This is a genomic window from Pseudoalteromonas sp. CR1 (assembly GCF_019392235.1).
In the GTDB taxonomy this organism is placed as follows: domain Bacteria; phylum Pseudomonadota; class Gammaproteobacteria; order Enterobacterales; family Alteromonadaceae; genus Pseudoalteromonas.
In genome coordinates this window covers 38,877-63,374 of record NZ_JAHXRM010000018.1, presented here as the reverse complement: position 1 = coordinate 63,374, position 24,498 = coordinate 38,877, and the positions used below count along the sequence as shown (strand labels likewise).

22 protein-coding genes and 1 tRNA gene are annotated in these 24,498 nt (G+C 38.7%); 19 read left to right on the top strand and 4 right to left on the bottom strand.

What is annotated here, in order from left to right; all coding sequences use genetic code 11:
• The first annotated feature begins 1 nt into the window (after position 1).
• Positions 2-931: an alpha-E domain-containing protein gene (locus KZZ04_RS15180; protein ID WP_219423082.1), complete on the top strand. Its 930-nt coding sequence runs from the start codon at positions 2-4 to the stop codon at positions 929-931.
• Between the two features lie 76 nt (positions 932-1,007).
• On the opposite strand, the gene KZZ04_RS15175 is transcribed toward KZZ04_RS15180, so the two are convergent.
• A complete protein-coding gene (locus tag KZZ04_RS15175; RefSeq protein WP_219423081.1) occupies positions 1,008-1,454 on the bottom strand; it encodes a DUF3010 family protein in 447 nt (148 codons plus the stop codon).
• A gap of 358 nt (positions 1,455-1,812) precedes the next feature.
• Here KZZ04_RS15175 and thrS point away from each other — a divergent pair, with 358 nt between their 5' ends.
• The 10 genes from thrS (at position 1,813) to KZZ04_RS15125 (ending at position 12,273) form a co-directional block, all read left to right on the top strand.
• Positions 1,813-3,723 (top strand): threonine--tRNA ligase, encoded by a 1,911-nt coding sequence (gene thrS, locus KZZ04_RS15170; protein WP_219423080.1) that lies wholly within the window; start codon positions 1,813-1,815, stop codon positions 3,721-3,723.
• A 59-nt stretch (positions 3,724-3,782) separates the two neighbouring features.
• The gene (infC, locus tag KZZ04_RS15165; protein WP_006794470.1) at positions 3,783-4,343 is read left to right on the top strand and encodes a translation initiation factor IF-3; all 561 of its coding nucleotides are present in this window, start codon (positions 3,783-3,785) and stop codon (positions 4,341-4,343) included.
• 212 nt (positions 4,344-4,555) lie between these two features.
• Complete coding sequence (gene rpmI, locus KZZ04_RS15160; RefSeq protein WP_002960713.1) at positions 4,556-4,756, top strand: 50S ribosomal protein L35; 201 nt, start codon at positions 4,556-4,558, stop codon at positions 4,754-4,756.
• A gap of 15 nt (positions 4,757-4,771) precedes the next feature.
• Positions 4,772-5,131 (top strand): 50S ribosomal protein L20, encoded by a 360-nt coding sequence (gene rplT, locus KZZ04_RS15155; protein ID WP_002960711.1) that lies wholly within the window; start codon positions 4,772-4,774, stop codon positions 5,129-5,131.
• 296 nt (positions 5,132-5,427) lie between these two features.
• Positions 5,428-7,245 (top strand): M14 family metallopeptidase, encoded by a 1,818-nt coding sequence (locus tag KZZ04_RS15150; protein ID WP_219423079.1) that lies wholly within the window; start codon positions 5,428-5,430, stop codon positions 7,243-7,245.
• Between the two features lie 2 nt (positions 7,246-7,247).
• Entirely contained in the window at positions 7,248-7,889 is a 642-nt protein-coding gene (locus KZZ04_RS15145) for an MBL fold metallo-hydrolase (RefSeq protein ID WP_219423078.1), read from the top strand.
• A gap of 115 nt (positions 7,890-8,004) precedes the next feature.
• Positions 8,005-8,463 (top strand): Lrp/AsnC family transcriptional regulator, encoded by a 459-nt coding sequence (locus KZZ04_RS15140; RefSeq protein ID WP_002960703.1) that lies wholly within the window; start codon positions 8,005-8,007, stop codon positions 8,461-8,463.
• 114 nt (positions 8,464-8,577) lie between these two features.
• On the top strand, positions 8,578-10,134 hold the full coding sequence (locus tag KZZ04_RS15135; protein ID WP_058551890.1) for a SulP family inorganic anion transporter: 1,557 nt from the start codon (positions 8,578-8,580) through the stop codon (positions 10,132-10,134).
• A gap of 244 nt (positions 10,135-10,378) precedes the next feature.
• Positions 10,379-11,452, top strand: coding sequence for a sensor histidine kinase (locus KZZ04_RS15130; protein ID WP_058403929.1), 1,074 nt, complete (start codon positions 10,379-10,381; stop codon positions 11,450-11,452).
• A complete protein-coding gene (locus tag KZZ04_RS15125; RefSeq protein ID WP_219423077.1) occupies positions 11,449-12,273 on the top strand; it encodes a LytTR family DNA-binding domain-containing protein in 825 nt (274 codons plus the stop codon). The genes KZZ04_RS15130 and KZZ04_RS15125 overlap by 4 nt, the downstream gene beginning before the upstream one ends.
• 58 nt (positions 12,274-12,331) lie before the next feature.
• Here KZZ04_RS15125 and pyk read toward each other — a convergent pair whose 3' ends face one another.
• Positions 12,332-13,768, bottom strand: a complete 1,437-nt coding sequence (gene pyk / locus KZZ04_RS15120) for a pyruvate kinase (protein WP_058551892.1) — start codon at positions 13,766-13,768, stop codon at positions 12,332-12,334.
• Positions 13,769-14,146: 378 nt separating this feature from the next.
• Here pyk and gndA point away from each other — a divergent pair, with 378 nt between their 5' ends.
• Positions 14,147-15,520: an NADP-dependent phosphogluconate dehydrogenase gene (gene gndA, locus KZZ04_RS15115; RefSeq protein ID WP_058403932.1), complete on the top strand. Its 1,374-nt coding sequence runs from the start codon at positions 14,147-14,149 to the stop codon at positions 15,518-15,520.
• Between the two features lie 67 nt (positions 15,521-15,587).
• On the opposite strand, the gene ansA is transcribed toward gndA, so the two are convergent.
• Entirely contained in the window at positions 15,588-16,598 is a 1,011-nt protein-coding gene (gene ansA / locus KZZ04_RS15110) for an asparaginase (RefSeq protein ID WP_058403933.1), read from the bottom strand.
• A gap of 81 nt (positions 16,599-16,679) precedes the next feature.
• Positions 16,680-18,545 (bottom strand): signal peptide peptidase SppA, encoded by a 1,866-nt coding sequence (sppA, locus tag KZZ04_RS15105; RefSeq protein ID WP_219423076.1) that lies wholly within the window; start codon positions 18,543-18,545, stop codon positions 16,680-16,682.
• A gap of 288 nt (positions 18,546-18,833) precedes the next feature.
• On the opposite strand from sppA, the gene KZZ04_RS15100 reads away from it, so the two are divergent.
• The 7 genes from KZZ04_RS15100 (at position 18,834) to KZZ04_RS15070 (ending at position 24,287) form a co-directional block, all read left to right on the top strand.
• A complete protein-coding gene (locus KZZ04_RS15100) occupies positions 18,834-20,795 on the top strand; it encodes an FAD-dependent oxidoreductase (RefSeq protein WP_219423075.1) in 1,962 nt (653 codons plus the stop codon).
• An 89-nt stretch (positions 20,796-20,884) separates the two neighbouring features.
• A complete protein-coding gene (locus KZZ04_RS15095) occupies positions 20,885-21,568 on the top strand; it encodes a DoxX family protein (protein ID WP_138530150.1) in 684 nt (227 codons plus the stop codon).
• A gap of 245 nt (positions 21,569-21,813) precedes the next feature.
• Positions 21,814-22,362, top strand: a complete 549-nt coding sequence (locus KZZ04_RS15090; protein WP_138530152.1) for an NAD(P)H nitroreductase — start codon at positions 21,814-21,816, stop codon at positions 22,360-22,362.
• Positions 22,363-22,565: 203 nt separating this feature from the next.
• The gene (locus KZZ04_RS15085) at positions 22,566-22,943 is read left to right on the top strand and encodes a hypothetical protein (protein ID WP_058403938.1); all 378 of its coding nucleotides are present in this window, start codon (positions 22,566-22,568) and stop codon (positions 22,941-22,943) included.
• 125 nt (positions 22,944-23,068) lie between these two features.
• Positions 23,069-23,159: transfer RNA gene (locus tag KZZ04_RS15080), tRNA-Ser, on the top strand.
• 51 nt (positions 23,160-23,210) lie between these two features.
• Positions 23,211-23,597, top strand: coding sequence for a hypothetical protein (locus tag KZZ04_RS15075; protein ID WP_138530154.1), 387 nt, complete (start codon positions 23,211-23,213; stop codon positions 23,595-23,597).
• Positions 23,598-23,666: 69 nt separating this feature from the next.
• The gene (locus KZZ04_RS15070) at positions 23,667-24,287 is read left to right on the top strand and encodes an FKBP-type peptidyl-prolyl cis-trans isomerase (RefSeq protein WP_058403940.1); all 621 of its coding nucleotides are present in this window, start codon (positions 23,667-23,669) and stop codon (positions 24,285-24,287) included.
• Positions 24,288-24,498: the final 211 nt, after the last annotated feature.

Sequence of the window (24,498 nt, the reverse complement as noted above, 5' to 3'; positions counted from 1 at the left end):
TATGTTATCAAGAGTAGGTGAAACTTTATATTGGGTTGCTCGCTATGTTGAACGTGCTGAAAATGTGGCTCGTTTAATCAACGTAAATAATATGCTAATGATGGACTTACCAAAAGGTGTTTGTACTGGGTGGGAGCCGTTAATAGATATTATTGGCGCGCGAAAAGCATACCAAGAAAACCATACCGATTATAGCGAGCAAAAAGCGCTGCGTTATTTATTGGTAGGTAGTGATAATAACTCCTCGATATTAAATTCGATTATTAGTGCTCGCGAAAGCGCACGTACCATTCGTGACGTGATCCCGCGTGATGTATGGGAAGAAATTAACTCTTTATATTATTATGTAAAAGATAACCAAAAAGAAGGGTTAACAAAGCGCGGTCGATTTGCTTATTTAAAACAAATCATTGAGTCAGCTCATTTAATTTTTGGTGCGTTAGATGCGACAATTAACCACGATCATGGATTTACTTTTATACGCTTTGGCTCATTAATAGAGCGCGCAGATATGACCTCGCGAATTTTAGATATTCGCTCAGAAACACTTATTACTAGCGATGAAGCAAAACCATTTGAAAATATTCAATGGATAAGTTTATTACGTTCACTCAGTGCGTACCAAATGTACCGACAAGAGATGGGTGTACGCGTGCAGCGCTCAGATGTGCTTGAATTTATAATGCACAGTAAAGTGTTTCCTCGCTCTATAATGTTTTGTTTAATGGAGTTAAAAAAGCAGGTCAGTGTTTTACCAAATTCAAAAGGTATTATCGATTTAATTGAGATTGCAATTAAAGAGTTAAAATCAGAAGAAGTAAGGCAATTAAAAAATGGTTTTTTGCATAAATATATTGACCAAATACAAATTGAATTAGCGGGTATTCATAATGAATTTGCACACACTTATTTTTTAAAGCCAGCTGAGTAACTACAATTAAAATCATTCGGTTTTATGCATAAAAAACGCGCCATTTAGGCGCGTTTTTACTTTAAAGCTTGTTAAATTACATTTCGTCGCTACGGTACGTTTTTTTCATTATGTATACGTAGGCATTAACAAACGCATTTTCTTGATATTTTTTAAGGCCGGTTTCTTCAAAAGCAATAGGGATAGGGTTACGTTTCACTTGTTCTTTAATTTCAGTTGTTGAGAACACGCGAACATCTAGGTTTTCAATTAACTGAATAGCGGTTTCCATTTTGAAACCTTTAGCGCTGCCTGCAAATTTACCTTTAGGTAGGCGTTCGCGAATAGCCACAGAGTCAATTTGGTAATCTTGCATTAGTTTTGCAAAATCAAATTGAAATTTGCGCATTACTTCAGTGTCGTTACCATTACCTAAGGTAAAACGTGTTTGGCGCACATCGCGAATGTCAAAAACGTCGTTATCTTTACTTAAAATACAAAGTAGTACGTCACTACCGGTAATTTCTACACCACATGTTCTCATTGCTGTTCTCTAATAAAACTTAATTGTTGTATATTATACGCAACATCTATTAAATTGCGAGAATAAGCAACAAGACGAAATTTTATTACGCATTTCTCAAAATTGTCATTGTTTTTATCTAAATTTACAAACTTAAGTAAAATAACACCTTTAACAGAGCCTTTAAACTTGTAATTGTTTCTCGCTCACGCGACAATATATTTTTGTAGTTGAGCAGACTCAGCATCTACATCAGCCTGTTTGGCGAAAAATAGTCAATGCTTATTCGTAAGAGCGTTGTCGAGTCATTCTCATTTAATTTTATTTAAAAATACACGTGATACATTGTAGGTGTCACCACTGTATGTAAGGATTTATAATGCCAGTTATTACTCTTCCTGACGGCAGTCAGCGTAGTTTCGAAAACCCTGTAAGTACTCTTGATGTAGCAAATGATATTGGTCCTGGTCTTGCTAAGGCAACCATAGCAGGTCGTGTTAATGGTGATCGTGTTGATGCGTGTGACCTAATTAGTGAAGATTCTCGCCTTGAAATCATTACTGCTAAAGATGACGACGGCCTAGAAATTATTCGCCACTCTTGTGCTCACTTGATTGGGCATGCAGTTAAGCAACTTTTCCCTGAAGCTAAAATGGCTATTGGTCCAACTATTGATAACGGTTTTTACTACGATATCGATATGGAACATTCTTTGTCACAAGATGACTTAGATGCCATTGAAAAGCGTATGCTACAACTTGCAAAAACAAACTACGACGTAGTGAAAAAAACAGTAAGCTGGCAAGAAGCTCGCGATACGTTTGAAGCGCGTGGCGAAACATACAAAATTGAAATTTTGGATGAGAACATTGCAAAAGATGATCGTCCAGGATTATACCATCACGAAGAATATGTAGACATGTGTCGTGGTCCTCACGTACCAAATATGAAATTCTGCCAAAACTTCAAAATAATGAAAGTAGCAGGTGCATATTGGCGTGGTGATTCTGAAAACAAAATGTTACAGCGTATCTACGGCACAGCATGGGGTGATAAAAAGCAACTTAAAGCGTATTTAAAGCGTTTAGAAGAAGCTGAAAAACGTGATCATCGCCGTATAGGAAAAGCTCTAGATTTATGGCACTGGCAAGAAGAAGCGCCAGGTATGGTATTTTGGCATAACGATGGTTGGAGCATTTACCGCGAGCTTGAAGAGTTTGTGCGTGAAAAATTACGTGAGTACCAATACGAAGAAGTAAAAGGTCCGATGATGATGGACCGTTCGTTATGGGAAAAATCAGGTCACTGGGAAAAATATTCAGACGCCATGTTTACTACAGAATCTGAAAAGCGTGAATATGCAATTAAGCCAATGAACTGCCCAGGTCACGTACAAATTTTTAACCAAGGTTTAAAATCGTACCGCGACTTACCATTACGTATGGCCGAGTTTGGCTGTTGTCACCGAAATGAGCCATCAGGTGCTTTACACGGACTAATGCGTGTACGTGGCTTTACACAAGATGATGCTCACGTTTTCTGTACAGAAGAGCAGGTAATGGACGAAGTGTCAGCGTGTATTAAGATGGTTTATGATACTTATGAGACATTCGGTTTTGAAAAGATTGTGGTTAAGCTTTCAACTCGCCCGGAACAACGTATTGGCGACGATGAAATTTGGGACAAAGCTGAATTTGCATTAGCCGATGCACTAAAAGCAAACGACATCGAATTTGATTACCTTCCTGGTGAAGGGGCGTTTTATGGCCCTAAAATTGAATTTACTTTGTACGATTGTTTAGACAGAGCGTGGCAGTGTGGTACAGTGCAACTAGATTTTGCATTACCGGGTCGTTTAGGTGCTACTTATGTAGCAGAAAATAACGAACGACGCACACCTGTTATGATACATCGTGCTATTTTGGGCTCAATTGAGCGCTTTATCGGAATTTTGACTGAAGAGTATGCTGGTTTATTCCCTACGTGGCTTGCACCAAAGCAAGTAGTGATTATGAATATCACTGATAAACAAGCACCTTATGTGCAGGAAATTGTACAAAAATTAAATAAACTTGGAATTAGAGCCGCTGCTGACTTGAGAAATGAGAAGATTGGCTTTAAAATCCGTGAACATACATTAAAGCGTATACCTTACTTATTAGTTGTTGGCGATAAAGAAGTTGAACAACAAGAAGTAGCAGTACGTACGCGAACAGGTGAAGACCTGGGTAAATTTAATGTCGATGATTTTGTAGCTAAAATAAGCGAAGAGATTAAAAATCGACAGTAAAAATCGAGCGTGTAGGGCAATTACTAAAAGCCATCTACACGCTTATATTATTGATATTCTTGGAGGAACGTACCATTAGAGGCGGCAAGAAAGGGCAACAAACAGCTCAAAAAAATCGTATTAACGAAGAAATTACAGCTCAAGAAGTTCGTTTAATCGACATCGACGGCGAACAAGCTGGCATTCAGTCATTAAAAGACGCACAAGCTATGGCTGATGCAGCGGGTGTTGATCTTGTAGAGATTAGCCCTAACGCTGAGCCGCCTGTTTGTAAGGTTATGGACTACGGTAAGTTCATCTTTGAAAAAAGCAAAGAACTGAAAGAGCAGAAGAAGAAGCAAAAGCAAATCCAGATTAAAGAAATCAAATTCCGTCCTGGTACGGATGAAGGTGACTATCAGGTTAAGCTTCGCAACTTACGTAAGTTCTTAGAAGCTGGCGATAAAGCTAAAATTACCATCCGCTTCCGTGGCCGTGAAATGGCTCACCAAGAAATTGGTATCGAACTATTAAACCGCGTTAAAGGCGATTTAGAAGACTTAGCAGTAGTAGAGTCTTTCCCAAATCGCGTTGAAGGCCGTCAAATGGTTATGATGATGGCACCTATTGCTAAAAAGTAATTTTTAAGTAATAATGCGCACCGAATTTAGCTCAGGTCTGCAAGCAATATGCAAATATTCACCTGAGTTAACCGGTTTTAAAGTAAAGCTGCAGCATTTGATGTTGGGTTTTCACCGGAACATGGCAGTAAGTTAGGCCTAAAAGTGGAGCTATAGAAATATATCTCACGCCTGCTTACTAATTTAAAAGCAATACAATTGGAGTTATTGCAATGGCTTATAAGCTAAAAAGTCACAGTGGCGCTGCTAAGCGTTTCAAAAAGACTGCTTCTGGCGGTTTCAAGCGTAAACAAGCGCATCTTCGTCATATTCTGACTAAGAAAACTTCTAAGCGTAAGTTACACCTACGTCCTAAGATGATGGTTCATAAAAATGACCATGGTCTAGTTTCACGTATGTTACCGTTCGCTTAATAGGGGTTTTTAGAAATGGCAAGAGTTAAACGCGGCGTTGTCGCACGTGCACGTCACAAAAAAGTTTTAAAACAAGCAAAAGGTTACTACGGAGCACGTTCACGTGTTTACCGCGTAGCTTTCCAGGCTGTTACTAAAGCGGGTCAATACGCTTACCGTGACCGTCGTGCGAAGAAACGTACTTTCCGTCAATTATGGATTGCACGTATCAATGCCGCTTCACGTCAAAATGGTCTGTCTTACAGCCGTTTTATCAATGGTCTTAAAAAGACGTCTGTAGAAATCGATCGTAAGATCCTTGCAGATATCGCTGTTTACGACCAAGTTGCATTCGCAGCGCTTGTAGAAAAAGCTAAAGAAGGCCTAGCCGCTTAAGCTTTTTTATAAGAACTGAAAAGGAGCCCATTGGCTCCTTTTTTTGTGCCTAAAATTTGAAATAAAACCCCAACATACAAGAGCTATTCTAACTTCCCAAGCAAAATAATCCGTTATTAATTTAAAGGCTCAGCTGTATTTAATTGGATGCTAATTATGCTTTATTCTCAATAAAACATTCCTGATACATTATTAGCTTACCTTAGGCTGTGTTTTTTGTTGAACTACCGCAGTTTTTTCGTAACGATCAGTTAAGTTGTTATAATTTGGGTATTAAAGCGTTTTTTGAGAATAATATGTTAGCCAGCTTACTCTTTTTAACTGCAAGTATGACTTACGATAGCCATTTACCCCCTTTGCTACCTTGGGAAGGCGAAAGTTTATCGCTGATACAACAGGCGGGGCCTCTGACAACGGATTTTGAGCTTTCAGATGGTTATATATCTCCTGATTACAACAACACAATGGCTTTTGTAGAGCGTTTAGTTGCTGCAAATCCGACTCAATTTAAATCGCAAATAATAGGTTTTAGTAATAGTAAGCGTGCTATTAAAATGGTGGTAGCGACTGAGCAAGGTTTTTTTGATGCAGATCAGCTTGCCAATAGCACTAAGCCAACAGTGCTTATTCAAGCGGGAATTCACGCTGGCGAGATTGACGGTAAAGACGCCATGTTTATGTTGTTACGCGACATAGCTACAGGCAAACGTAGAGATATTTTAAAGAAAGTAAATATTTTATTTATCCCAATATTAAACGTTGACGGACATGAAAGAAGCAGCCATTTTAATCGTATTAATCAACGCGGCCCGAGTAAAATGGGTTTTAGAACCAATGCAAATAATTTAAATTTAAACCGTGACTTCACAAAACTTGAAACACCCGAAGTTAAAAGTGTTTTAAAGGTTATTAATGACTATAACCCAAACCTTTATATTGATGTGCATGTTACTGACGGTGCCGATTATCAATACGATGTGACCTATGGATATAATCCGGTGTTTGCAAGTGAATCTCCTGCTATTGCTGATACGTTAGATAGATACTTTAAACCGGTTATAGATAATAAGTTAGCATCGCAAGGGCATATTCCTGGGCCTCTTGTATTTGTTATGAATAAGCGAAACTTTAAAGAAGGGCTTGCGGGTTGGGTTGCTACACCCCGTTTTTCGAACGGTTGGGGTGACTTAAAATCATTACCTACAATTTTAGTCGAAAACCACTCATTAAAACCCTATAAGCAGCGTGTATTGGGGACTTACGTGTTTATTGACGGAGCAATTGATGCTTTATCAAAGCATGGACATGAACTAGCTAATGCAGTAAAAAAAGAACACGCATTTGTACCAAAGCAGCTTATTGTTCAACGAGGCTATAGTAAAGACCCTGTAGAAATTGCATTTAAAGGTATTCGTTATACGTCAAAAGTGAGTACATTATCGGGTCAAACAGAAGTTCAATATATTGGTGAGAAAGAAGACTATACAAATTTACCTGTATATTGGCAAAAAGATGTACAAAAACGTATTGAAGTACCTAAGGCATTTTTTATACCACCTGTTTACACCGATTTAATTGAAAAACTGTCGCTTCATGGTGTGTCTGTGAATAAATTAGTTGGTGAAAACACACAACCATTAAAACAGGCAAAAATAAATGAGCACTCGTTTGCTAAGTCACCGTTTGAAGGAAGATTTAGGGTAACGGCTACTTTCGATTATAAACCTGCTATTAATGTAAATTTAGACGGTTGGTTTGAAGTTACAACTCAACAAAAAGCAGGGGAATTGGCTGTCCATCTACTGCATCCAGAGGCGCCTGACTCGTTTTTTTCATGGGGAGAATTTAACACGATTTTTCAGCGCACTGAGTATATGGAAAATTACGCGCTGATCCCTTTTGCTCGTAATATGTTAAAAGAACAGCCAAAACTTGCTTTGCAATTTGACCAAAAATTAAAAACTGAAAAGTCATTTGCAAGTGATGCTGATGCTCGCTTAGATTGGTTGTATCAGCACAGCCCATTTTATGATGAAGCATATCTAAAGTACCCAATACTTATATCGTTTGAAGAAGAAATAGCAATACCAGAACAAAAAGATAAAGAAATATAGTGATGAGAATTATTACAATACCAGTGACTCCTTTTGCACAAAATTGCAGAATAATAGCTTGCGAAAGTACCCAAGAAGCAGTCGTTGTTGATCCTGGCGGTGACAGCGATACAATAATTGCAGCTTTAACGAGTAATAATTTAACCCTTAAAGCTGTTTGGTTAACCCATGGGCACTTAGACCACGTTGGTGGAGCAGACGTACTTCGTAAGCATTTCAATACTAAGATTATTGGCCCACACAAGGATGAACATTTTTGGTTTGAAAATTTATCAATGCAAGCTCAAATGTTTGGTTTTTCACCTATTAAACCTTTTTACCCTGACGAATGGTTATCGCACGGTGATACTTTGAGTCTAGGCAAGTTAACATTTGATGTATTTCACTGCCCAGGCCATACACCAGGGCATATTGTATTTTACGAAAAAAATGAACAATGTGTCATTGTTGGAGATGTTATATTTAAAGGCTCTGTAGGACGTACTGACTTTCCTAAAGGGAATAGTCAACAACTTATAGAGTCTATTAAGGCTCATATACTAACCTTACCTTTACAAACCGCGATTTTGTCTGGCCATGGCGGTGAAACATCCGTTGAGCATGAAATTAAAACGAATCCTTTTGTAAGTGGGCAGTACGGCTAGTGAGTTAAATGTATTAATTATGAGTAATTTATACATAGAAAAATTAAAAATAAGCAGACTGTTTTTAAAAATGGTTGTATAATTTAACCAGTTTATTTGATAAATAAGAAATAAAATGTCTCTAAATCACGTAGATCGCCAAATTTTGGCACTTTTGCAACAAGACGCAAGTCTATCAACTGCTGAAATAGCAGATAAAGTCGGCTTATCTCAATCACCTTGTTGGCGTCGAATTGCTAAACTAGAGCAAGACGGCTACATAAAAAGCAAAGTGGCATTGTTAGATGAGAAGAAACTTGGCTTTGATATGTTGGTGTACGCACATGTGCGTTTATCTAATCACGGTAAAAAAAATCTAGCTGAATTTGAAAAATTGATCATGAGTTACGATGAGGTCACTGAGTGTTATACAATGGCAGGCACAATGGATTTTATGTTGCGAATAATCTCACAAGGGATAGAAGGCTACGAACATTTTGTTCGAGATAATTTATTAAGTTTAGAGTACGTACAGGAAGTGCATTCAAACGTGACAATGACCTGTGTAAAACGCAGCACATCTCTACCTTTGTAAACAGATAACTTTTTAAAGCTATTTAGTTTAAAAACACAATGTAATTGTTAAATGAGCGCTAATTTGCTAAAATTTAGCGCTTTTTTTATACCCAAAATACACCTGAGGATCTCAATGTTTAACTTACTAAGCAGGGCGCCAAGCTCAGCTAAAAACGATATTCTATCTGGTTTAACTGTGGCGTTAGCCCTAGTGCCAGAAGCTGTTGCGTTTGCCTTTGTTGCAAATGTAGAACCTTTAGTTGGTCTATATGCCGCGTTTATCGTAGGTTTAATTACGGCTATATTCGGTGGCCGCCCAGGCATGATCTCAGGTGCAACCGGTGCTTTAGCGGTTGTAATGGTAAGTTTAGTGCTTGATCATGGTGTTGAGTATCTCTTTGCAACCGTGCTTCTGATGGGTATTTTGCAAATACTCGCGGGAATATTCAAGCTCGGTAAGTTTATACGTATGGTACCGCATCCTGTAATGCTGGGGTTTGTAAACGGCTTAGCTATTGTTATATTTTTAGCCCAGTTAGGTCAGTTTAAAGTACCTGATGGTATGGGCGGTCAGCAATGGATGACAGGTGAACCATTGTTTATTATGTTAGGGCTTGTTGCGTTAACAATGGCTATTATTCATTTCCTTCCAAAGTTAACAACGGCTATTCCTTCATCTTTGGTTGCGATTGTAACGGTGACAGGCTTAGTTATTGGTTTAGACCTTGAAGCACATACCGTATTAGATTTTTTAAAAGGGATGACAGGTGATGAAGCAGCAACAATCGCAGGTGGGTTGCCAGAGTTTCATATTCCTATGGTGCCATTTAATTTAGAAACACTGCAAATTATCTTCCCTTACGCGCTTATACTTGCTGCTATCGGCCTGATAGAGTCATTATTAACGCTTAGCTTAATTGATGAAATTACTGAAACGCGTGGTCACAGTAACAAAGAGTGTATTGGCCAAGGCGCTGCAAATATAACGTGTGGTTTTTTTGGAGCAATGGGCGGTTGTGCAATGATTGGCCAATCAATGATTAATATTAATTCGGGCGGCCGCTCTCGTTTATCGGGAATAAGTGCAGCCTTAATGCTGCTTGCGTTTATCATTTTTGCATCAAGCTTAATTGAAATGATCCCACTCGCTGCACTTGTGGGGGTTATGTTTATGGTTGTGCTTGGTACATTTGAATGGGCAAGCTTTAAAATGATGAAGCGCGTACCATTGTCAGATGCCTTTGTAATTGTGTTAGTTTCGGGTGTAACCGTGATTACCGATTTAGCGATTGCAGTGTGTGTAGGTGTGATTGTGTCGGCACTTGTTTTTGCATGGCAACATGCTAAACATATTTACACAACAAACTACATTGATGAAGAAGGCTCAAAAGTATATGAGTTACATGGGCCATTATTTTTTGGTTCAGTTAAAAACTTTTCTGAATTATTTGATGTTAAAAATGACCCAGAGAACGTTATTGTAGAGTTTAAACATAGCCGTGTATCAGATCACAGTGCAATAGAGGCTATTGACGCATTAGCTGATAAATATACTAAAGCGGGTAAGCAGCTTCATTTGCGTCATTTAAGTAAAGACTGTACTCAGTTATTGCACAAAGCGCGTGATTTAGTTGAGGTCAATGTAATAGAAGATCCTACTTATAAAGTTGCGTCAGATAAACTAGCTTAAACACTAACTATCAACGTATTTATGAAAGCGAAAGGATAACACCTTTCGCTTTTTTATTGCGTGTGAGTATAGTTTGCGTTGATTGTATTAAAAACTAAGATAGGCGGTAGTGCTAAATATCCTCGTAAATCTATATAATAGATGACGATATTATTCAGTTTATTTATAAAACTATTTAGTTATTAATAAATACACACTAAAAATAGATTTTAAAGTAGTTACTATTTTGGAGACGATGTAAATTTTGAATTGGCAATCTTTAATTGATAACCGTCAGCGCTTTTTTTGGCTTTTGCAGATTGCGGGCTGGATAGGGTATGCGCTTGTCAATTACATTGGTTCTAAAGTATTTGAAATGCGTGATATTTACGTATTCGTTATATTATTAAATGCTTATGCTGGCTGTTTGATGACAGTACCACTTCGCTATATTTACCGTACTGTTTGGAATGCTTCACCTATAGTGCTTATGTTAGTGGTGTTTGGTGCATCTTATATTACGGGTACCTTATGGGCTGTTGTACAGAAGTTTAATCTATGGGAGATATATCGCCATGGTTACAGACCTGAAGAGTGGTTTTATTATCTTCAACAAGGTTTAGATTCGGTCTACATTATTTTATGTTGGAGTGGCTTATACTTTGGTGTTAAATATTATCAGCTATTACAAAGTGAACGTCAAAAAGCATTAAAAGCAACTACAATGGCGCACGAAGCCCAATTAAAAATGCTTAGATACCAGCTTAACCCGCATTTTTTATTCAATACGTTAAATGCTATTTCAACATTAGTTTTGGTAAAAGAAAATAAAGATGCTAACTTAATGGTGTCTAAATTAAGTGACTTTTTAAGGTATACCCTAAATACAGATCCCATAAAAAAGGTACCACTTGAGCAAGAGTTGCATGCGTTAAAATTATATTTAGATATTGAACGAGTTCGTTTTGATGAACGATTAAAAGTAAACATAGATGTAAGCGAACAAGCTAAGCAAGCATTAGTTCCTAGCCTTATACTGCAACCTATTATTGAAAACGCAATTAAATATGCGATTGCCCACTTATCTGAAGGTGGGGTAATAGATATTAAAGCCCAAGTGTTTGCTAACGAATTACTCCTTGAAGTGGGAGATAATGGGCCTGGCACCGAATTAGAAAATGGCAAGCTTGTTAACGCACAAGGTGTTGGTATTGCAAATACCAAAGATAGATTAAAAACGCTCTACGAAAATAATTATTCGTTTGTATTATCACATAATACGCCAAGTGGATTAAAGGTTAATCTGCGAGTGCCGTTTGAGAAGGCTGTGAAGAAATGATGAAAATCAGAACGCTTATTGTTGATGATGAACCATTAGCGCGCAAAGGCTTGGATGTAAGGCTTTCAGAATTTGATGACATTGAAGTTATTAAATTATGCAGTTCAGGTGCAGATGCAATAGAGACGTGTAAAAACGAAAAAATAGATTTAGTATTTTTAGATATTCAAATGCCAGGCATGAATGGCTTTGAAGTTGCTCGCGCGTTAAGTGAAAGCACTAAAATACTTCCGGCAATCGTGTTTGTTACCGCATTCGATCAATTTGCGGTGAAAGCATTTGAAATTCATGCATTGGATTACATTTTAAAACCCGTTGATGATAACAGACTAAAACAGGCGGTAGAAAAAGTGCATACCTATTTAAAAACGCAACAAGACAACGCCCATAAGAAAAAACTCGCGAGTTTTGTAGCTGGCATTACCGGAAATAATTGTGAAGAAATTCTCAAAAAACTGGCAACCGGTGATACTTTAGTTGATAAACGTTACCCAGAATCCTTAGCCGTAAAAGAGCAGGGCGAAATTATCCGTGTTCCAGCAGCAACTATTCAATGGGTTGACGCAGCCGGGGATTATATGTGCTTACATTGCCAAGATGGGCAAACACATATACTACGAAAAACAATGAAAGAACTTGAGCAAGAGCTAGACCCTCATTTATTTGTAAGGGTTCATCGCAGCGCAATTGTTAATACAAAACAAATCAGTAAATTAGTTACACAGGTCAGTGGTGAATATTTACTTGTTTTAGAGAATGGTCAAGAGCTAAAAGTTAGCCGTAGTTACCGTGATAAAGTAAAAGCAGCGTTGGCTAGTTAATATAAGTTTAAGAATATAAAATGCGAGCTAAGCTCGCATTTTTTTTAGAAAACTTTAATTACTCAACAGTAACAATTTTCATTGTATTTGTTGCGCCCACAGTTTCCATTGAATCACCATGCGTTAAAATCACAGTATCACCTGAAGCCAATGAACCTTGAGCAACAAGTGTATCTAATGCTGCTTTAACCATTGCATTTTTTTCTGTTTGTGTTGAATCAAAAAACACCGGATAAACACCACGATAAAGTGCAGTCTGACCAAGGGTACTGGCATGACGTGACAACGAATAAATTGGTAAGCCAGAACTTATGCGTGACATGAGTTTTGCAGTGCTACCAGATTCAGTAAGCGTTACAATAGCCTTAACAGAATCTAAATGGTTTGCTGCATACATAGCCGATAGAGCAATTGATTCAGCATTATTAGAGAAACGACTATCTAAACGGTGTTTAGATACATGCGTTTCTTTTTGTGACTCAGCACCTAAACAAACGCGTGCCATAGTTGCTACCGTTTCTTCAGGGTAATCGCCAGCAGCTGTTTCTGCAGAAAGCATTACAGCATCAGTCCCATCAAGCACTGCGTTTGCAACATCCATTACTTCAGCACGTGTTGGCATTGGGTTATCGATCATCGATTCCATCATTTGCGTGGCTGTAACAACAGTACGGTTCAACGAACGTGCACGACGAATAATAAGCTTTTGCTTGCCCATTAGCGCAGCATCGCCAATTTCAACACCTAAGTCACCACGAGCAACCATTACAGCGTCCGAAGCAAGCACAATATCATCGATGGCTTCTTGTGTTTCTACAGCTTCAGCGCGTTCAATTTTTGCTAGAAGTTGAGCTTTAGAGCCAGCAGCTTCTGCTAATGAACGAACGTAACGCATGTCATCGCCACTACGTGGGAAAGAAACCGCAATATAATCTACGTCGATTTCTGCTGCTGTGATTAAGTCTTCTTTGTCTTTTTCGGTAAACGCTGGAGCTGTTAATCCCCCCCCCAAACGGTTAATCCCTTTGTTGTTTGATAAAACGCCTCCTACTGTAACAGTACAGTGAACGAGATGATCAACTACTTTATCAACCGTAAGTTGAATTAAACCATCATTTAAAAGAAGTAAATCGTTAGGAGATACATCTTGTGGAAGCTCTTTGTAATCGATACCTACAGCGTTTACATCGCCTTGGCCTTTTTCCATTTTAGCATCAAGAATAAACTTAGCACCCACTGCTAGGGTTACTTTGCCTTCTTTAAACGTTGAAACTCGGATTTTAGGACCTTGAAGATCGGCAAGTATAGCAATGTGTTTGTTTAATCGTTTTGCAATATCACGAACTGCTTGTGCACGGTCTTTATGATCTTGAGCCACACCGTGTGAGAAGTTTAAACGTACTACGTTTGCGCCTGCGCGAATGATTTTTTCTAGGTTGTTATCTCTATCGGTAGCAGGCCCAAGGGTAGCGACTATTTTTGTGCGTCTTAGCATCAATTTCTCCTGTGTGCTTGGTGAAAGCAGGTTGACGGTTATTTTGTTTACGAAGAATACAGCTTAAAAAAGCAATATCTTAAGTTGTAGGCAAAGCTGAACGAATTGCCACTATTTTATACAAAACTATTGTGTCATCATTATGACACCGGTGTCAAAATGCGTCAATGATCTTAATTTCAAATAGCTGTGCTTTAAGTCACCCCTAGAGCATTGATGTTTGATATAATTACATAGCTTATTTATCTTTAATAAAAAAGCATGTTGTATTGGCTCATGGTTAGCATTTTATGACTGCATGAGTATAATGCACGCGGTATTATTTAATGAATACACTGAATTTTCTAACCAAATAGTTGTTACCGAGGAGGACACTAAATGCAAGTTGCATTAGTCGGGTTAGGCGTTATGGGGAAAAATCTTGCCCTAAACTTAATAGATAAAGGGATAACGCTTGTTGCTTATGACAAAAACCCACATGCGGGTGAAGAGTTAATAAGCTGTGCTAAATCTCAAGGCATGGCTGATAGACTTCACATTGTCTCTGATTTAGGAGACATGGTAAGGCGTTTAGAAGCACCTCGCTCTATTTTATTGCTTGTTCCTGCAGGTGAGTTAGTCGATACCGTTTGTAACGAACTGGTAGACGCAGGCGTAGAGTGTGATGATATTATAGTCGACTGTGGTAACAGTAATTATAAAGATGGTATTACTCGCAAGCTAAAGTTTCAAAACAAATTTGAGTTTGCCACTATGGGTATTTCAGGCGGAGCAGAAGGCGCTCGCCATGGTCCGGCAATGATGGCCAGTGGATCAGAAGGTGGCTGGGAACGCATTGAGCCATGGTTTGAAAAAGTAGCTGCAAGCTATAACGGTAGCTCTTGTTTTGCGCGTGTTGGCCAGTCAGCCAGTGGACACTTTGTGAAAATGGTTCATAACGGTATTGAATATGCGCTTATGCAACTAATTGCAGAGATGTATCAATTACTCCGCTTAGGTACTAACCGTTCTCCAAAAGAAGTCGCGGCAATATTTGACGAATGGTCAGAAGGGCAGTTGAATAGTTACTTACTCGCTATTTCTAGTCATATATTAACCCTTGAAAATGATAAAAATGTGCCTCTAGTAGACCTGATTGATAATAAAGTTGGCGCTAAAGGTACTGGTTTGTGGACGGCACAAAATGCACTTGAGTTAGGAATTGCAGTACCCTCACTGGTTGCTGCTGTTCAAGCTCGACATCTAACCAATGCATGCGATACAACTGCGGCACAAGAAATGACCTATGCTTCAAAATCAACTAATACCGTTGATATTGACCTTGAAGAGCTTAAAGATGCGTTTACGTTAGCGAGTCTTTTAGCTTATCGCCAAGGCCTTGCGTTAATTAAGGGAGCCTCTCGGACACATCAATGGAAGGTAGATCTTTCGAAAACATTACAAACTTGGCGTGCAGGTTGTATCATTCGAGCTGATTACCTTGACAGCGTAGCGCAAGGTGTCGAATTTATAGACTCGCTTGATAAAGAAGCCAATGCATTGCGTAAGGTAACAGGGCAAGCTGTTATGTCTGGCCTGGCGTTTCCAGTATTAAGCTCAACACAAACTTACTTAGCAACGCTAACAACACCAAGTAATGGGCACTTAGTTCAAGCCCAGCGTGATTACTTTGGTGAGCACGGCATTAAAACCCACAGCGGCGAGACATGTCACTTAACTGATTTAGTAGAGATTGACGCTAAGGTGCGCTAATTCATTATTAAACAAAAAAAGGCACGCTATACGCGTGCCTTTTTGATTTACAGATGCCTGTAATTGCTTATCGAGTTAATTCGCCGCGCATATTATCTTGCATTAAATGACGAATAGTTTCGATTTCTAGATTTTGGCTGAATAGGTAATGCAGCTTTGTTAAGCAGGCTTCTAATGTCATATCATAACCACTAATAACGCCAATATTTAACAATGCGTTGCCAGTTGCGTAACCGCCCATATTGACCTGACCTTTCAGGCATTGTGTTAGATTAACAATGATCATCCCTTTTTTACTTGCGTCACTTAGCACAGAAAGAAACTTATCGTCCTGAGGTGCATTGCCCACGCCAAAACTTAATAACACTAAGGCTTTAATGTTATCGTTTACAAGGCTTCTGACCACCTCGGTGCTTATTCCAGGGTATAAATAAAGCACGCCAATTGGTTGTGGCGTTATAGTGGTAACTTGAAGTTCATTTTCAACATAAGGGCTCAGTTGGCCTTTGATAAGTTGAATATTAATACCTGATAATGCAAGAGGCTCTAAATTTGGTGAAGCAAAAGCATCAAAACCATCTGCATGCGCTTTAGTGGCTCTATTACCTCTAAATAACTGGTTGTTAAAAAACAAGCTTACTTCTGCAATTGGGTAGTTTGCAGCAAGATACATAGCATTTAATAAATTAACCTGTCCATCAGAACGAAGTTGAGAAAGCGGGATCTGTGAGCCGGTAACAATAACGGGCTTAGTTAAATTATCAAACATGAAGGAAAGTGCCGAGGCTGTATAGGCCATGGTATCGGTACCATGTAATACGACAAATCCATCGTATTGCTGATATTTACTTTTTATATCATCGGCAATGAGCTGCCAATGTGCAGGAGACATGTCAGAAGAATCGATAAGAGGGCAGTATTCGTGAATATCAAACAAGGGCATTTCATCACGATTAAATTCAGCATTATTCATAACCGTTTCTGTTAAAAAACCTTCAGCGGGAATATAGCCGCGACTTGATTTTTTCATCCCTATGGTACCGCCTGTGTAAGCGATATATATGCGTTTACGTTTCATAAAAAAAGCCCAGTAAAAAAACTGGGCTTAGTATAACCTGTCGCTAAAGTAAATAAAGCAACGAGTGGTGCTTATGCACTTTTATTGTGCAACATTACATTCTAAACAGCGTGCGTATACACCTTGTGGATCGTTATAATCTTTAAGGTTTTCTAGTTCAGAACTTAACTGCTTCACTACGCTTTGTAAATTAGCTTGTGTTGCTAAAACCGATGGGGTAGTTGATTGTGCTCCTAGTATAGACTGAACCGATGCGCTGCCAAAGATATCTTGCAGCATTTTTTCTTGCGGGCTTAAATCTTGAGTGATTGTTTTCACATCGTAGTTAGTTAATTTAGCAAGCGCGGCTGCAGCATCAATTGCATCTTGTTTGTCACCAAGCTTATCAATTAATCCCAGTTCAAGAGCTTGAGATGCGATCCAAACTCGACCTTGTGCAATTGCATCAACCTGCTCTGGTGTCATGCCTCGCGCTTGTGCAACAACATCTAAAAAGCGGCCATAAGCTTCTTCAACACTCATTTGAATGACTTGAGCCATTTTTTCGTTAAGCGGGCGAGTAACTGAAAAGCCAGCCATTTCGGTAGTAGCAACACCGTCAGAATACACACCAATTTTTGATAATGTATTTTCAAATGTCATAAACGTACCAAACACGCCAATAGAGCCAGTAATCGTGCTTGGTGCAGCCCAAATCTCATTAGCTGCAGATGCAATCCAATAACCACCAGAGGCGGCAACAGAGCTCATTGATGCAATTACAGGTTTACCAGCTGCTTTGAGCGCTAATACTTCAGCACGAATAACTTCTGAGGCAAACATACTACCGCCACCTGAATCAATACGTAGTACTACCGCTTTCACTTTATCGTCTAGTCGTGCTTTACGAAGTAGGGCTGCAGTAGAGTCGCCACCAATTTCGCCTGCTCTTCGCTCACCATCAACAATGGTGCCTCTCGCTACCACAACCGCTACTTTTTCAGTAATAGGGTTGTCAAATACAACAGGCGGTTTAACTAAACTTAGGTACTCACGAAATGACACTTGCTTAAATGTTTTACCATCTTCTTGCGCACCGACTAAGTCTATGAGTTGTTGGCGCACCTGTTGAGTCGTTTTAAGTGAATCAACCCATTGATTATCTAATGCGTATTTACCCGCATCACCGTTAGCTGCTTGCATTTTTTCTAGGTAAGCATCCATAGTTTCATCAAAGTTTGACTCATCGAATGGGCGAACTGACGATACATCTTGCTTATATTCACTCCAAAGCGCACCCAACCATACTCGGTTTGCTTCTTTAGCTGCATCAGACATATCGTTACGGATAAAGGGTTCAACAGCTGATTTAAATGTACCAACACGGAAAATATGCTGCGTTACTTCTAGTTTTTCTAGTGCGTCTTTAAAATAAAGCGGATACATTCCGTAGCCTTCAATAGCGACACTACCGTAAGGGTGCATTGCTATTTCGTCAGCATGTGCAGCAATATAATACTGAGCTTGTGTGTAGTAGTAACCCGTAGCAATTGCTTTTTTACCAGCCTGTTTGAAGCCTTCAATCGCGCTGGTAATTTGCTTAAGCTTGTTTAAATGCGCTTTAGGCATTTCTTGCAGGTCAAGAAGAAGTACACTAATTCGGCTATCTTTTGTTGCTTCATTTATAACTTCAATAACATCGTCAAGTAAAATTTCGCTTGGCTCGTCGTTACCTGAGGTTGCATCATTTAAAGCGGCTTCAATAGGATCTATATATAATTTTTCTTCAACCAATGGACCATTTAGGTTTAATCGAAGAACAGAGCCTTCATCAACGATTATTTTGTCTTCGTCGCTTGAAATACCTGCAATAAATACAATAACAAGTAGCACAAACAAAAAGTTAATAATTAATCGACGAGAAAAGTTTATTCCAGCCCAAATACCTTTAAAAATTTTTGCTATCAAAATAGCTCCTTAATTTGGTACAGCTAATACATTTGTTTCATCTTATCCTAGAATAAATATAAATTTAACTGCTAAATCGTAACGAAGTGTTTATAAATACGTTTAAGATACCGAAAACAATGGGTTTATTATGCTATACATGCACGCATTAAATAGTAATTTTGATATAAGTACGTATTTTAAGCGTGGCTAAAGTATCAATTAAATACATGCAAATATTGCTTATTCGTTGTCGTTGAAGCAGAATTAGTGAATCTACACAGGTTAGACCAGTTAATGGGGCATAAGATGTTAGAACAACAACTACAATTAAAACACACACAATTACGAAACAGATTAGTTATGGGCTCAATGCATACGGGCCTTGAAGAGGGATGGCATAACAGAAAACGTTTACGTGCATTTTATGAGGCCCGCGCGAAGGGTGGTACTGCCATGCTCATAACAGGTGGCTATAGCCCGAACCTACGAGGTAAGTTAACGCCAATATCTTCTTCTTTTCACAGTTATTATGATGTTTTTAAGCACCGCGCATACACAGATGCTGTTCATAAGCATGGTGGGAAAATTTGTTTACAGTTACTGCATGCTGGTCGCTACGCTTATCATCCTTTCAATCAGGCACCTAGTGCTATTCAGGCTCCAATTAATCCTTACAAGCCTAAAGAAATGTCACTGAGCTCAATTAAAAAAACGATTAAAGACTTTGCACATTCTGCTTATATGGCAGAAAAAGCAGGTTACGACGGTGTTGAGGTAATGGGCTCTGAAGGGTACTTAATTAACGAGTTTATGGCGCCGCATACAAACAAACGTACTGATGAATTTGGTGGTAGCCTAGAAAACCGCATGCGTTTAGCACTGGAAATAGTAAAAGCGGTTAGGGCAAAAGTTTCAGATAAATTTTTAATCATATTTAGATTATCTGTAATGGATTTAATCCCTAATGGTTCAACGCCAGATGAAGTTGTTATTCAAGCCACTGAGCTTGAAAAAGCCGGGGTTGATATTTTTAACACAGGTATTGGCTGGCATGAAGCACGCGTTCCTACAATTGCTAGCATGGTTCCACCAGGGGCTTTTAAAGAAGCGTCTAAGCGCTTAAAAAGTGTTGTTAGCGTTCCAGTCATTGCGGTTAACCGCATTAACACACCTGACATTGCAAATGATATATTAAATGCTTGTGAAGCCGACCTTATATCAATGGCTAGACCTTTATTAGCTGATCCTGAGTTTTTTAATAAATACCAAAACGATCAAACCAAACAAATTAATATTTGTATTGGCTGTAACCAGGGTTGTTTAGATCATGTATTTAAAAATAAACGTGCAACCTGTTTAGTTAACCCGCAAGCTGCCTTTGAACTTGACTACCCGCTCGATAAAGCCACAATCTCAAAAAATGTACTTGTTGTGGGGGCTGGCCCGGCTGGCTTATCTGCAAGTTGTTATTTAGCTCAGAAAGGTCATAAGGTCACTTTGATTGACCAAAAATCGCAAATGGGTGGCCAATTTAATCTAGCCATGCAAATACCTGGTAAAGAAGACTTTAATCATACACTGGCATACTTTATTAATGAGCTAGAACGTTTAGATGTATCGGTTCAACTTGAAACGTCTTACAACGAGTCAATGCTGACACAGTTTGATGACATTGTTTTTGCAACGGGTGTTCGCCCCCGTGAGGCGTCAATTAAATGTAGCGATGACAAACGCGTATTTGCATACGATGAAGTAATTCGTGGCGAAGTCGAGTTAGGTAATTCTATTGCTATATTAGGTGCTGGCGGTATTGGTTTTGATATGGTGGCATTTTTAAGTGAGCATAAATCGCAAACCATTGATGAATTTAAAACACAATGGGGAATTGAATGTGAACCGCAACCACACAAAGACGATCGCCAGTTGTACATGTTAAAAAGAAGTTCAGGCCGATTTGGTAGTGAACTTGGTAAAACAACAGGTTGGATCCATCGTCAAGTCGCTAAGCAACATGGTGTAAAACAAATTGCAGATTGTCAGTATCAGAGCTTTGACAGCAATGGTTTAACTATTACAGTTGGTGGTGAAACTCAGGTGTTACCTGTCGACACTGTTATTGCGTGTATTGGTCAAGTTTCAAATGATGAAGTTGTAAAGCCCCATGCTGAAAACGCAAAAGTACACGTGATTGGCGGTGCAAAACTCGCAGCTGCAATTGATGCTAAGCGTGCTATTTTTGAAGCGCTTCAAATAGCGAGATCTATTTAAGCCTTAGATAGATTGAAAGAGTTTACCTGTTCATGCGGTCTTGGTTGTTTATAGTCTATAACTAAATAAACACAGCACTCAGGAAACGCATGAACACACTAACCCACCTATACGAATCAGCAATAGGTAAACTATTTTTTTTAGATGGTTTACCTTCTTTACTTTTCAGACTAATTTTAGCGCCAGTGATGATTATTGCCGGATACAATAAGCTTGCTATAAGTGATGAAGCTGACGGTTTTTTAAACAGCTTATTAGCGTCACCTGATATTGTGCAATGGTTTGGGAATAGTGAATGGGGCTTAGGCTTACCATTTCCTGATTTACTCGCATTTTTAGCTGGTTGGAGCGAATTTTTGGGAGGCTGGTTTTTATTATTTGGCCTTTTTACTCGCCTAGTTAGTATCCCGCTTATGTTTACTATGGTTGTTGCTGCAACATCAGTGCATTGGCACAATGGCTGGTTTGCAATAGCACCTACTAATCCTGACACGAGTGCAGCTCAGGTACTCGATTGGTTATCAATCCCTGGTGCAAAAGAAAGTCTCGAAAACTCACTCGAAGTACAAGAGCGAATTGGCAAAATTCGCGCAATACTGGAAGAACACGGTTTTCCTGAGTATTTGTACGATAAAGGCAAACCTTCAATTCTAAACAATGGGATTGAATTTGCTGCCATTTACTTTGCAATGCTGCTTAGTTTATTTTTCACTGGAGGTGGGCGCTTTGTAAGCGTTGATTATTGGATAAAGCGAACAATCAGCAAAGAATAGGGTGTTTTAACATACTTGAACGGCCATATAAATATTTTAAACGGCCGTTTTTTGTATATGCTATATAACCTCATTGGGTATTGATAGCTTATGCATATCTTTTCACAATTTTACAAATCGAATCCACCTCAGCAAAAATAGTTTTTTATGAAAAGGCTTAATTAATTATAACGAGCGATATAACCAAATTGGTAATATTAAGGTTTTAAATGCTATTCTAGCGTTTTGAATTTTGAGTTATTTTTATGGATGCTATTGAGCTTTTACTTACTCGCCAATCTGATTCTAAACTTACAGGACCTGGTCCATCACCTGAACAGCTTGATATAATAAAACAGGCAGCACTGCGTGTTCCCGATCATGGTTGTATTGCACCGTGGCAGTTTATTATGGTTCAAGGGGATGCACGCATAAAGCTAGGTGAAATATATTATCAATGCGCTTTAGCAGAGCAACAACCAGAAAAAGTGGTTAATCGTGCTAAAGATCTTCCTCTTCGAGCACCTGTAATTGTAATTGCTATTGCTAAATATGAAGAACATCCAAAAGTACCACGCATAGAACAAATACAAAGTGCAGGGTGTAGTGTGCTTGCAATGCAACAAGCTGCATTTGCACAGGGGCTAGGTGGTGTGTGGCGCACGGGTTATTTTGCGCAAAGTAATGCGGTTAAGCAAGCACTCAATTTAAACGAATTAGATGAAATTGTGGGATATTTATACATAGGTACTCCAGCTGTCGATTGTAAAAAGTCGCCACGGCATAAGCCTGAAAGTTATTTTACTAATTTATAAACAAGGGTGAACTTTTAGATAATGTGATGGTCACTTATAAATGAGTATAAAATTTAGTCACTACTATTTTGCAGTGACATGCTGTTAGAAGTGCACGGAAGCTAAATAAGCTAATAATTCTTCTGCAGATTGTTTTTTAATCGGTTGTTTTTTGATAATGTATGGAGAGTCTCAAAATAACAATGATAAAGAAGACTTAATTTATGGGAAATTTATTTTTACGTGAAAAAGAAAATTGGCTTGCTTGGTCTATATGGGGTCTTTTGGGGGCGTTTGTTACGTTATATGTAGCAATGAGTACAAATGCAACTCCATTTATTGCAGGTTCGGCCGTAAGTGTATTAGTTCTACTTACTTGGTGGATGCAGCAATCAAAGCGATTCGATTTTGGGCGCGCCTTCAAAGTGTGCTGTTACGTGCTTATGTTAAGTATTTTACCTGCTTTTATGTTTGTAATTGTACCAAGCGACGAATTAAACCGTTTTGATCTAATTTTTCAAGGGGTCACTTTTTTCTCATTGAGTTTACTGGTATGCCTACTATGCTCATGGATTGCTCGTAGACCTAAGCAATATTATTAATCTCATTAACAGCACGATGTTGCTGCCATTGGTATGTAGTTTTTTAAGTCATTAAACAAAATTTTATATTTTTTACATTTAATGCTTTACAAATAATGAGATAAACCCTATTATTCGCGCCGTACGGAGAGATGGCAGAGTGGTCGAATGCACCGGTCTTGAAAACCGGCATAGGTTTGTAGCCTATCTAGGGTTCAAATCCCTATCTCTCCACCATTATTTAAAAAACCGCCTTATTGGCGGTTTTTTGCTATCTGGGGTTTAGTAATGACAAACAAAGCAAATTTACCTTTAAGTGCACAGCTGTTAAAACATATTTTATTGTGGACTGTATTCGGTTATTGCTATCAAAGCGGTTTGAGTGTGCTAATAAAAATGGCAGCCGATGCGCAGCCCGATCACCCACTAATCACAGCGTTCGTATATGGTGTTGGATTTAATATTATAGTTGCTCATTTAATTACTAAATACGATACAAAATGGCCTGTTATCGCATCAATTTTTATTGGTGTAGTAGGGCTTATTGCGGTGCCAATTATCCTTGGGGGCACCTCTAGTTTATTAACTTCTCCATTGCTTGTAGGATTTTTATGCAGTTTGGTCCTTAGTTGCTTTATTGTTGGCCTATTAAAGGTAAAACTCGATAAAAACTAGCACCAAACAGGCTTGATTTTGTGATAGCATATCTATGTCTTTTAACTAACAAAACGTGAAAAACACATTATGTCAGATAATTTTACTACAGATGCTGAAAAAGCAAGTTATGGTATTGGCTTACAAATGGGTGAGCAACTTAAGTCTAATCCTTTTGAAGGCTTAAACCTAAATTCAGTGTTTGAAGGCATGAAAGATGCGTACGCTGGTGGCGCTTTTCAAGTTGAGATCCCTGAGATCCAAGCAGCATTTGAAAAAATTAACGAAGAGATTCAAGCTCGTCGTGAAGAAGAATCAAAAGTACTTTCTGCTGAAGGCATTGCTTTCTTAGAAGAAAATGCTAAACGTCCAGAAATCACTGTTACTGAGTCTGGCCTTCAATATGAAGTACTAGCAACGGGTGAAGGCGAAAAGCCAACTGCAGAGTCTACAGTTCGTGTTGATTACCACGGTACTCTTATTAACGGTACTGTTTTTGACAGCTCTTACGAGCGAGGTCAACCAGCTGAGTTCCCAGTTGGTGGCGTGATCAAAGGTTGGACTGAGGCATTACAAATGATGCCAGTAGGTACTAAATGGCGTATATACGTTCCTCATGAGCTTGCTTATGGTGAGCGCGGCGCAGGTGCAGCAATCGCACCTTTCTCAACGCTTGTATTTGACGTTGAGCTACACGAAATAATTTCTTAATAGTATTCTATTAAGTTATTTAAAAACCGCGCTTATAAATAGCGCGGTTTTTTTGTATCTGTTTTAATTATGTTCAGGTAATGCGTAATGGTAATTTTTAAAACAATTAGCTTTTCACCTTAATTACAACGCGATTTATATAAAAAAAACCGCATTCACAAATGCGGTTTTAAAAGGGAGTTATTAATCAAACAGGCTGAACATAACGTTT

Coding starts and splice junctions, on each gene's coding strand:
- ansA (WP_058403933.1), bottom strand. CDS start 16,598: ATGAAACGTAAACGCATATATATCGCTTACACAGGCGGTACCATAGGG.
- KZZ04_RS15140 (WP_002960703.1), top strand. CDS start 8,005: ATGTCTCTAAATCACGTAGATCGCCAAATTTTGGCACTTTTGCAACAA.
- pyk (WP_058551892.1), bottom strand. CDS start 13,768: ATGCTAAGACGCACAAAAATAGTCGCTACCCTTGGGCCTGCTACCGAT.
- KZZ04_RS15145 (WP_219423078.1), top strand. CDS start 7,248: ATGAGAATTATTACAATACCAGTGACTCCTTTTGCACAAAATTGCAGA.
- KZZ04_RS15095 (WP_138530150.1), top strand. CDS start 20,885: ATGAACACACTAACCCACCTATACGAATCAGCAATAGGTAAACTATTT.
- KZZ04_RS15070 (WP_058403940.1), top strand. CDS start 23,667: ATGTCAGATAATTTTACTACAGATGCTGAAAAAGCAAGTTATGGTATT.
- thrS (WP_219423080.1), top strand. CDS start 1,813: ATGCCAGTTATTACTCTTCCTGACGGCAGTCAGCGTAGTTTCGAAAAC.
- KZZ04_RS15100 (WP_219423075.1), top strand. CDS start 18,834: ATGTTAGAACAACAACTACAATTAAAACACACACAATTACGAAACAGA.
- KZZ04_RS15175 (WP_219423081.1), bottom strand. CDS start 1,454: ATGAGAACATGTGGTGTAGAAATTACCGGTAGTGACGTACTACTTTGT.
- KZZ04_RS15125 (WP_219423077.1), top strand. CDS start 11,449: ATGATGAAAATCAGAACGCTTATTGTTGATGATGAACCATTAGCGCGC.
- gndA (WP_058403932.1), top strand. CDS start 14,147: ATGCAAGTTGCATTAGTCGGGTTAGGCGTTATGGGGAAAAATCTTGCC.
- KZZ04_RS15135 (WP_058551890.1), top strand. CDS start 8,578: ATGTTTAACTTACTAAGCAGGGCGCCAAGCTCAGCTAAAAACGATATT.
- KZZ04_RS15075 (WP_138530154.1), top strand. CDS start 23,211: ATGACAAACAAAGCAAATTTACCTTTAAGTGCACAGCTGTTAAAACAT.
- KZZ04_RS15180 (WP_219423082.1), top strand. CDS start 2: ATGTTATCAAGAGTAGGTGAAACTTTATATTGGGTTGCTCGCTATGTT.
- rplT (WP_002960711.1), top strand. CDS start 4,772: ATGGCAAGAGTTAAACGCGGCGTTGTCGCACGTGCACGTCACAAAAAA.
- KZZ04_RS15090 (WP_138530152.1), top strand. CDS start 21,814: ATGGATGCTATTGAGCTTTTACTTACTCGCCAATCTGATTCTAAACTT.
- KZZ04_RS15150 (WP_219423079.1), top strand. CDS start 5,428: ATGTTAGCCAGCTTACTCTTTTTAACTGCAAGTATGACTTACGATAGC.
- rpmI (WP_002960713.1), top strand. CDS start 4,556: ATGGCTTATAAGCTAAAAAGTCACAGTGGCGCTGCTAAGCGTTTCAAA.
- KZZ04_RS15085 (WP_058403938.1), top strand. CDS start 22,566: ATGGGAAATTTATTTTTACGTGAAAAAGAAAATTGGCTTGCTTGGTCT.